The following is an 8,856-nucleotide window of genomic DNA, read 5'->3' on the forward strand; positions in this document are numbered from 1 at the left end:
GGGACTACCGATATGAACTTCGTTCATAATTAAAGTTGCCCCCTGCGGGGACTACCGATATGAACTTCGTTCATAATTAAAGTTGCCCCCTGCGGGGACTACCGATATGAACTTCGTTCATAATTAAAGTTGCCCCCTGCGGGGACTACCGATATGAACTTCGTTCAAAATTAAAGTTGGCGCGTTATCGCTTCGCTTTAAGCCGTTGGCGGCGGGATCTGCTTGTTCTGAGCAGGGGGTATATCTGCGGCGGCTTCCTTTAAGGCAGCAAATACTCCGCCCAATCCAGCCAGGTCAGCCGGTATGATCAATTTGGTAGCCTGACCTTCACCCAATTCCTTGATGGCTTCCAGTGATTTTAGAGCCAGTACTTTATCATCGGCTTTAGCCTCTTTAATCATGGTTAAACTGTCGGCAAAAGCCCTCTGAACATTAAGAATAGCCTGGGCTTCCCCTTCGGCTTCCAGTATCTGAGCCTGCCGTTTACCTTCGGCTTTGCGAATCTCGGACTCCTTGACACCTTCGGCAGCCAGTATAACCGCCTGCTTCTGCCCTTCGGCTTCCAGGATAGCGGCTGTCTTTTGTCCCTCTGCCAGCAGGATGGCCTGGCGTTTTTCACGCTCAGCGCGCATCTGCTTTTCCATAGCGGTCTGAATATCCTGTGGGGGTATTATATTCTTAAGTTCCACCCGGTTAACTTTTATTCCCCATTTGTCGGTGGCTTCATCGAGAATCGAGCGTAGCTTGTTATTAACCAGATCCCGCGAGGTTAGGGTCTGATCCAATTCCAAATCACCCACTATATTTCTAAGGGTGGTAGCCGTAAGGTTGTCAATAGCCATAATCGGGTTGGCTATTTCATAGGTGTATCTAAATGGGTCGGTAACCTGATAATAAACGATAGTATCAATCATCATAGTTACATTATCTTTGGTAATTACCGGCTGGGGGGCAAAACTGACCACTTGTTCGCGCAGGTCTATAACCGCCCGAAAGCGATCGATAAAGGGAATTATGACATTGATACCCTGCTCGGCGGTCTTATGATATTTACCCAGCCTTTCAACTATTCCAACCGTGGCCTGTTTAATTATTTTAATTGCCGAAATACCAATAATAAGAACGAACAAAACCAAGACTACATTAACGAAATACTGCAAAATATCCAACTCCTTTCTCTAATCAAGCAGATCAGCTTGATTTAAACTCGGGGACGGCTGTTTTGACCAGCAGCTTAACCCCGTCGATACCGGTAACCTCAATCCTGGTATTAGCTTCAATCGGTTGGTCGGAAATAGCCGACCATATTTCACCGTTAACTTTAACCTGCCCAAAACTAAGTGGTGTAATTCTGCTCATGGCTATACCGTGCTGCCCAATGAGAGCCTTAACGTTACTGGTGGTATCTTTGGTTTTAAACAGCTTTACCGCCAGCGGACGCGTTAAAATAATCAAGATGATACTAACCAGGGCAAAAATCAGCAGTTGTACCTCTACAGAGTTAAACCATTCTACCCGTACCCCTATGGCCACCAGCAAAGCAGCCAAGGCAAACCAAAGGAACCATAGACCCAGCGTAAATATTTCAATGGTGCCGCAGATCACAGCGATGATAATCCACTGTGCGGTAGTCATATATCACCACCTCCAATTTTTTTTTATTATATCAATAAAAAAAGGTAATTATATTCATTTAATATCTTATCATAATATACCCGCAACAGTTTTAAACTTTCATCTTATTGAGTAATATGTTCAGGATTGTTTGTATACATTACAATATTGTATAATGTTCGCAAAAGGTTGCATCGGTTAGATGAAACAACCGCTAGACGAAACTGCAATTAGGACAGGTTTTTTAAAGACATTTTTATTTAACCAATGCTGTCGCCAAACGGCCTGGCGTAAGCCGAGGTCTTCTAAATTTGAGGGGAGATTAAAATTATGGAACGTAAAGTTATCATGGAGAAGTTAATGGAAATATCAAACCAGGACAGGATTACCTGCGCTGAAGCCCGCAAGCTGGCCGAGGATCTAAAAATAGAAAAATCGGAGGTAGGAAAAGCTTGTGATGAGGCAGGTATAAAGATCAGTGCGTGTGAACTGGGATGTTTTTGATTAATTAAAAAACAGACCCGGATAACGCGGCACCCTTAATTATGAACGAAGTTCATATCGGTAGTGCCGAAGGTGCACCCTTAATTATGAACGAAGTTCATATCGGTAGTGCCGAAGGTGCAACCTTAATTATGAACGTAGTTCATATCAGTAGTGCCGAAGGTGCACCCTTAATTATGAACGAAGTTCATATCGGTAGTGCCGAAGGTGCACCCTTAATTATGAACGAAGTTCATATCGGTAGTGCCGAAGGTGCAACCTTAATTATGAACGAAGTTCATACCAGTAGTCCCCGTAGGGGGATTTTAGTTTTTTAATAATACGCTAACAGCAAAATCAGCGCCATGCTAAAATTCCTGATTTGGAGCGGAAGCTTTGCCCCGATAGCCGCAGCGGATGCTTCAGCTTCCTCAGTTATTTGGGAATCATTTCCGAAGTCGTTGAGCCGGGTATGACGGGTTAATTATGAAATAGATACAGATATACAGAACCCGTTATTTTTTTATTCGGTTTGTTCTTAAAATGGGGGAATTAAAACGATGCTGGATCGTTATGGACGAAATATAAATTATCTGCGTGTTTCAGTAACCGACCGCTGCAATCTTCGCTGCCAGTATTGCATGCCTGCGGATGGGGTAAAAAATATTGGGCACGCAGGCATTTTGTCCCTGGAAGAAATTGCCCGTATGGTTAGAATTGGGGCTGAGCTGGGGATACGGAAAGTAAGACTAACCGGCGGAGAGCCACTGATACGGAAAAATCTTAACCAATTAGTCAGTTATATAAACGAAATGGATATGATTGATGATATTGCCTTAACGACTAACGGGATTTTATTTGCTCCGCTGGCAGAAAAGCTGAAGGCAGCCGGCTTAAACAGGGTCAATTTTAGCCTGGACTCGTTAAACGAAGGTAAATATAGCTATATAACCAGGAATGGGGATTTACATAAAGTAGTCCAGGGCATTGAAAAAGCCTTGGAACTTAAACTGCATCCAATTAAAATAAATGTCGTTGTGATTAAAGGGTTTAATGATGATGAACTGCTTGATTTTGCGGACTTGGCTTATAATTACCCGCTTCATATACGCTTTATAGAGTTTATGCCTATCGGTGATTTGTTATTCTGGAATCCTAAGCGCATGATGTCGGTTGCCGAAATAAAACAGGTTATTCAGAAAAAATACCCTTTAGGGGAGGAATATGCACTAAAAGGCAATGGACCGGCCCGCTATTACAGCATTGAAAGCGGACAGGGTTCACTGGGTTTTATCAGTCCTATGAGCAACCATTTCTGTGCTAAATGCAACCGTATCCGTCTGACGGCTGAAGGCAAGCTAAGGGGTTGTTTGCACGACCAAAGCGAAATTAATTTAAAAACCTTTTTAAGCCAGGGTGCAAGTGATGAAGAGTTAAAAGATTTATTTATGAAAGCGATTCGCAGCAAACCTAATCAACATCATATGGATACAGGCTGGGGAGAGGAAAACCATCGTAAAATGTACCAGATAGGAGGATGAATGCTGATGCAGCTTAACCATATCAATGAACAAGGGTATGCCCGGATGGTTGATGTGAGTAACAAGGAAGATACATTTCGGGTAGCCAAAGCCCGGGCAGTGGTATGCATGCAAGCATCGACCCTGGCTATGATCAGAGATGGGGCCATTAAAAAAGGTGATGTTTTAGCGGTTGCGCAGATTGCCGGTATTATGGGGGCCAAACAAACCCCGGCATTAATCCCCATGTGCCATCCGCTTTTTCTTAGTGGAGTAGATTTAAAATTTACGTTGGATGACGAGTCAGCCAGAATAATTATTGACTCCGAGGTTAAAACTACCGGGCAGACCGGTGTTGAAATGGAAGCCATCACAGCTGTAACCATAGCAGCTCTAACCATTTATGATATGTGCAAAGCGGTCGATCGCTGGATGGAAATTTCCGAGATAAGGTTGCTGGAAAAATCTGGCGGCAAGAGTGGATTTTTGCAAAGCAAGAAGCAATAGGGGGCGAGTAAGTGGCACAGGGGAGTCTGTATTCTATATGTATTGCCAAGCAGCGGGGAGAGTTAAAGCATGAAGTTGACGAAGCCCTGGTTATTACTGATTTTGGCATAGAAAACGATGGTCATGCCGGAGACTGGGGGCGTCAGGTAACCTGCCTGGCCTGGGAAAGTGTTTTAAGAGTAAACCGGGAAAAAAACCTGCAGATTGGGCCGGGGCAGTTTGCCGAAAACCTGCTCATTGCAGGGATTGATTTAACCACTGTAGGTACTGGCGGCAGAATTAGAATAGGCCGTGAGGTTATACTTGAAGTAAGTCAGATTGGAAAAGAAGATCATCCCAGTGTCGTAACCCGTACTTTGGGTGTGACTCTTTTGCCTTATGAAGGGCTTTTTTGCAGAGTAATAAATGGCGGGAAAATACATCGGGGAGATCCGGTTGAGGTGTTACAAAATGTATAAGGCTGGTATTTTAATCTTAAGTGATAAAGGCGCCTGCGGACAACGCGAGGATTTAAGCGGACAACAGATAAAGGAACTTTTGGCTGACAAAGGCTTTGATTTTTGCTTTTATGAGGTCATTCCCGATGAAAAAGAACTTATTAAAGAAAAGCTTATCATGCTGTGTGACAAGCTGAAATTAGATATAATATTTACCTCCGGAGGTACCGGCTTTTCCCATCGTGATATAACTCCGGAAGCAACGTTGGAGGTAGTGGATAAAATTACCCCAGGTATACCGGAAGCGATTCGTTATTACGGCATGCAAAAAACCCCCAAAGCCATGTTATCCCGAGCCGTTGCCGGGATAAGGTCCCATACCCTGATTATTAATCTGCCGGGAAGTGTCAAAGGGGTCCGTGAATCTCTGGAGGCAATCATGCCTGCTCTAGAGCATGGACTGGAGATTTTAGTCGGCTCAGCTGCGGAATGTGGTCAGGAATAAGGGTTAAAAAGATGCGGATTAAAAGGATTTAAGTACAGCTAATTGCAATATTTAGGTATAAAGAGAAAAATACCGGAGCATAATAATAAACGATAAAAATTGGGTAGATTTCGTTGGTAATATGATTTGAATACTTGACAGGTCTAGCCTAATAATATTAAATAATATTAGCACTCGCAGTTATTGAGTGCTAATAACAAATAAAGAGGAGGTATATCCGTGAAGATTCAACCTTTAGGAGATCGTGTAGTAGTAAAAGTTGTTGAAGTACAAGAAGAAAAAACCAAAAGTGGTCTGTATGTGCCTGACACAGCTAAAGAAAAGCCCCAGGAAGCGGAAGTCCTGGCTGTAGGTCCCGGCGCATTAAATGATAAGGGTGAAAGAATTCCTGTGGATCTTAAGGTAGGAGATAAAGTTATCTTTTCCAAATATGGCGGGATGGAAGTTAAAGTCGATGGAGAAGAATACCTGATCCTGAATGCTGAAAGAGATATCCTGGGAAAATTAGTTTAATATAAGGAGGGTACATAGTAATGATATCCAAAGAAATAAAATTCGGCGAAGATGCCAGAAGAGCACTGGAAAAAGGTGTCGACACATTAGCTAATACAGTTAAAGTAACCTTGGGACCCAAAGGCAGAAACGTAGTTCTGGACAGAAAGTTTGGTTCCCCCACCATTACCAATGACGGTGTAACTATTGCCAGAGACATCGACCTGGATGATCCCTGGGAAAACCTGGGCTGCCAGTTGGTCAAGGAAGTTGCTATCAAGACTAATGACGTAGCCGGTGATGGAACTACTACCGCTACCGTTTTGGCACAGGCCATGATTAAAGAAGGCTTGAAAAACGTAGCCGCTGGTGCTAATCCTATGATCATGAGAAAAGGTATTGAAAAAGCTGTGCAAGCTGCTATCAAAGAGATCCATGCCATCAGCCGTCCGGTAGAAACCAGGGAATCTATCGCCCAAGTAGCTGCTATTTCAGCCGATGATCCTGAAATAGGAGAGCTTATTTCCGAAGCTATGGAGAAAGTAGGCCGGGACGGTGTTATTACGGTAGAAGAATCACAGACCATGGGCACTCAGCTGGAAGTAGTTGAAGGAATGAGTTTTGATCGTGGCTATGTTTCTCCCTACATGGTAACCGACACAGATAAAATGCAAACTGTTCTGGATGATCCTTATATCCTTATTACCGATAAAAAAATCTCTGCTATAACCGAAGTATTGCCCGTTTTGGAAAAAGTCGTGCAAACCGGCAAGCCTTTGTTACTGATTGCTGAAGATATTGAAGGCGAAGCCCTGGCAACCTTAATCGTTAACAAATTAAGAGGCACCTTCACCTGTGTGGCCGTTAAAGCCCCTGCTTTTGGTGAGAGAAGAAAAGCCATGCTGGAAGATATTGCCATTCTGACCAAAGGTCTGGTCGTATCTGAAGATACCGGCAGCAAGATGGAAAATGTCGGCTTGGAAATGCTGGGCAGGGCCAACAAGGTAGTAGTTAAAAAAGAAGAAACCATCATTGTCGATGGAGCAGGCAGCGAGGAAGATGTCAAGGCCCGCATTAATACCATTAAGAAACAACTGGATGAAACCGATTCTGAATATGATAAAGAAAAACTCCAGGAAAGAATGGCTAAATTATCCGGTGGCGTTGCCATAATCCAGGTTGGCGCAGCAACCGAAACCGAACTTAAAGAAAAGAAACACCGCATCGAAGACGCTTTGGCTGCTACCAAGGCGGCTGTTGAAGAAGGTATTGTATCCGGTGGCGGCACAGCTTTAATCAACGCTATTAATGCCATAAATGAAATAGAAGCTGAAGGCGATGAAATGACCGGTGTAAGACTGGTTAAAAAAGCCATGGAAGAACCCCTCCGCCAAATTGCCAATAATGCTGGGGTGGAAGGTTCTGTAGTTGTAGAAAAGGTCAGGGGAGCCGAAGTAGGCATAGGCTACAACGCTCTGACTAATGTCTATGAAAACATGATCAATGCCGGGATTATCGATCCTGCCAAAGTGGCACGTTCAGCTATACAGAACGCTGCCAGCATAGCTTCCATGGTACTGACGACTGAAGCTGTCGTATCCGAGAAACCCAATGAAATGGAAAAAGCAGCCATGGCCGGCATGGGCGGCGGCATGGGCGGCATGGGTGGAATGGGCGGCATGATGTAGAAAGCCTTCAGTTATAATACAGCTAAAAAAACAGCCGGTAGAAATACCGGCTGTTTTTGACTCATTTTTTAAAGATCATAGTAGAGTTGAAATTCCATGGGATGAGGCACTTCTTTAACTTTGCAGGACTCCTTGCGCTTGTTTTCTATCCAGATCTCAATCAGACGCTGGGGAAAAACATCACCTGCCAGGAGAAAACCATGATCTTTTTCCAGAGCGCTCAAGGCTTCATCCAGGGATTGCGGCAAGCTTTTGATCTTATCCTGCTCTTCTTTAGGGAGGTTATAAAGATTCATATCAAAAGGCCCAAAACCTTCGGCCGTGGGATCAATTTTATTTATGATTCCGTCCAGACCTGCCATCAGCATGGCCGAGAAAGCCAGGTAAGGATTGCAGGTAGCGTCTGAGGAACGAAATTCAAAACGCTTGGCGTAAGGACTCTTGGCATAGGCCGGTACTCTTATTACCGCACTGCGATTGGCGGTAGCAAAACAGATACTTACAGGAGCCTCATAGCCAGGAATGAGACGTTTGTAGGAGTTGGTGCTGGGGTTGGTAAAGGCCAGCAAAGCCGGAGCATGTATTAGAAGACCACCAATAAAATATAAGGCGGTCTGGCTTAACTGAGAATAGCCATTTGCATCATAAAATAGAGGTTCGCCATTTTTAAACAAATGCATATGCACATGCAGACCGTTACCTGCTTCACCGTAAATGGGTTTGGGCATAAACGTAACGGTTTTGCCTTCCTTAAAAGCCAGGTTTTTAATCAGGTATTTGGCCAACATGGTCTTATCAGCCATTTCCCTTAGACCGCCAAATTCAACTTCGATTTCAATCTGACCCGATCCCCCAACTTCATGGTGATGATATTTGACCGGGATATTATTTTCTTCCATAAGTAAACACATTCGGGATCTCAGATCATAGAGGATATCCTGGGGTGGAGCAATATGATAGCCGCCATTGTGAGGAACCTTGTAGCCCAGATTCAGATGGTCTGTGCCAGTGTTCCAAATGGCCTGCTCGGCATCAATAGCGTAACCGCATTTATTGGGGGAACACTCATGGCTGACATGATTTAACACATGGAACTCAAACTCAGGTCCGATTCTCATTTCATCAGCGATACCTAAGGATTTCATATATTCTTCAGCCTTGAAGGCAATCGAACGCGGATCTTGATCAAAACGGTAATTTTCCGGTTGATTAATGACGTAGACATCACCAATCATGCTGAGGGTAGGAACTTCGGTGAAGGGGTCATGCACGGCGGTAGTTAGATCCGGGATAAATACCATATCGCTGTTCTCTACCGGTGCGAATCCATAATTGGAACCATCAAAACCTATGCCATATTTAAGAGTGTCAGGTGTAAACCTGCTGGTTGGAATACTGAGATGACGCCATCTGCCCCAAAGATCGACCATCTTAAAATCGATCATTTGTATGGAATTAATTGCGCAGTAATCCATTACTTCATTGTAATTGGTGAACACACGCATTTCCTCCTCACTATTATTTACGGAGCAAATTATAACAGAGGCTGTATACATAGTAAAGAATATATTATTTAGAATACAGTATACAAATATGTGATAAATGGAATA

General features: G+C 43.7%; 11 protein-coding genes. 8 read left to right on the top strand and 3 right to left on the bottom strand.

The genetic code is table 11. The features are described from left to right. Positions 1-197: 197 nt before the first annotated feature. Together AAV90_RS10515 and AAV90_RS10520 are read right to left on the bottom strand one after the other, a co-directional pair. On the bottom strand, positions 198-1,160 hold the full coding sequence (locus AAV90_RS10515; protein WP_423229774.1) for an SPFH domain-containing protein: 963 nt from the start codon (positions 1,158-1,160) through the stop codon (positions 198-200). A 31-nt stretch (positions 1,161-1,191) separates the two neighbouring features. Beyond that, positions 1,192-1,635 carry an NfeD family protein gene (locus AAV90_RS10520; protein WP_046498746.1) on the bottom strand — a complete coding sequence of 148 codons (444 nt, stop codon included), beginning with the start codon at positions 1,633-1,635 and terminating at the stop codon, positions 1,192-1,194. 309 nt (positions 1,636-1,944) lie between these two features. Between AAV90_RS10520 and AAV90_RS15155 the strand changes: the two genes are divergently transcribed. The 8 genes from AAV90_RS15155 to groL all read left to right on the top strand — a co-directional run bounded on the left by AAV90_RS15155 (position 1,945) and on the right by groL (position 7,246). Continuing rightward, entirely contained in the window at positions 1,945-2,118 is a 174-nt protein-coding gene (locus tag AAV90_RS15155; protein WP_198142848.1) for a hypothetical protein, read from the top strand. Positions 2,119-2,204: 86 nt separating this feature from the next. Continuing rightward, entirely contained in the window at positions 2,205-2,435 is a 231-nt protein-coding gene (locus AAV90_RS10525; RefSeq protein ID WP_157609546.1) for a hypothetical protein, read from the top strand. A gap of 222 nt (positions 2,436-2,657) precedes the next feature. After that, entirely contained in the window at positions 2,658-3,638 is a 981-nt protein-coding gene (moaA, locus tag AAV90_RS10530) for a GTP 3',8-cyclase MoaA (protein WP_046498750.1), read from the top strand. Positions 3,639-3,644: 6 nt separating this feature from the next. Further along, entirely contained in the window at positions 3,645-4,124 is a 480-nt protein-coding gene (gene moaC / locus AAV90_RS10535) for a cyclic pyranopterin monophosphate synthase MoaC (protein ID WP_046498783.1), read from the top strand. Positions 4,125-4,135: 11 nt separating this feature from the next. Beyond that, complete coding sequence (locus AAV90_RS10540; RefSeq protein ID WP_046498753.1) at positions 4,136-4,582, top strand: MOSC domain-containing protein; 447 nt, start codon at positions 4,136-4,138, stop codon at positions 4,580-4,582. Continuing rightward, positions 4,575-5,066 (top strand): MogA/MoaB family molybdenum cofactor biosynthesis protein, encoded by a 492-nt coding sequence (locus AAV90_RS10545; RefSeq protein WP_046498756.1) that lies wholly within the window; start codon positions 4,575-4,577, stop codon positions 5,064-5,066. Before AAV90_RS10540 ends, AAV90_RS10545 begins: the two co-directional genes overlap by 8 nt. 219 nt (positions 5,067-5,285) lie before the next feature. Next, complete coding sequence (gene groES / locus AAV90_RS10550; RefSeq protein WP_046498758.1) at positions 5,286-5,579, top strand: co-chaperone GroES; 294 nt, start codon at positions 5,286-5,288, stop codon at positions 5,577-5,579. A 23-nt stretch (positions 5,580-5,602) separates the two neighbouring features. Further along, positions 5,603-7,246 carry a chaperonin GroEL gene (gene groL / locus AAV90_RS10555; protein ID WP_046498786.1) on the top strand — a complete coding sequence of 548 codons (1,644 nt, stop codon included), beginning with the start codon at positions 5,603-5,605 and terminating at the stop codon, positions 7,244-7,246. Positions 7,247-7,314: 68 nt separating this feature from the next. Here groL and glnA read toward each other — a convergent pair whose 3' ends face one another. Then, positions 7,315-8,751 carry a type I glutamate--ammonia ligase gene (gene glnA, locus AAV90_RS10560; RefSeq protein WP_046498760.1) on the bottom strand — a complete coding sequence of 479 codons (1,437 nt, stop codon included), beginning with the start codon at positions 8,749-8,751 and terminating at the stop codon, positions 7,315-7,317. Positions 8,752-8,856: the final 105 nt, after the last annotated feature.

Source organism: Syntrophomonas zehnderi OL-4, assembly GCF_000983115.1.
GTDB lineage: Bacteria > Bacillota > Syntrophomonadia > Syntrophomonadales > Syntrophomonadaceae > Syntrophomonas_B > Syntrophomonas_B zehnderi.

What these genes read in the sequence shown, in the direction of transcription:
- moaC (WP_046498783.1), top strand. Translation starts at nt 3,645, where the DNA reads ATGCAGCTTAACCATATCAATGAACAAGGGTATGCCCGGATGGTTGAT.
- AAV90_RS10525 (WP_157609546.1), top strand. Translation starts at nt 2,205, where the DNA reads ATGAACGAAGTTCATATCGGTAGTGCCGAAGGTGCAACCTTAATTATG.
- moaA (WP_046498750.1), top strand. Translation starts at nt 2,658, where the DNA reads ATGCTGGATCGTTATGGACGAAATATAAATTATCTGCGTGTTTCAGTA.
- AAV90_RS10545 (WP_046498756.1), top strand. Translation starts at nt 4,575, where the DNA reads ATGTATAAGGCTGGTATTTTAATCTTAAGTGATAAAGGCGCCTGCGGA.
- glnA (WP_046498760.1), bottom strand. Translation starts at nt 8,751, where the DNA reads ATGCGTGTGTTCACCAATTACAATGAAGTAATGGATTACTGCGCAATT.
- AAV90_RS10520 (WP_046498746.1), bottom strand. Translation starts at nt 1,635, where the DNA reads ATGACTACCGCACAGTGGATTATCATCGCTGTGATCTGCGGCACCATT.
- AAV90_RS15155 (WP_198142848.1), top strand. Translation starts at nt 1,945, where the DNA reads ATGGAACGTAAAGTTATCATGGAGAAGTTAATGGAAATATCAAACCAG.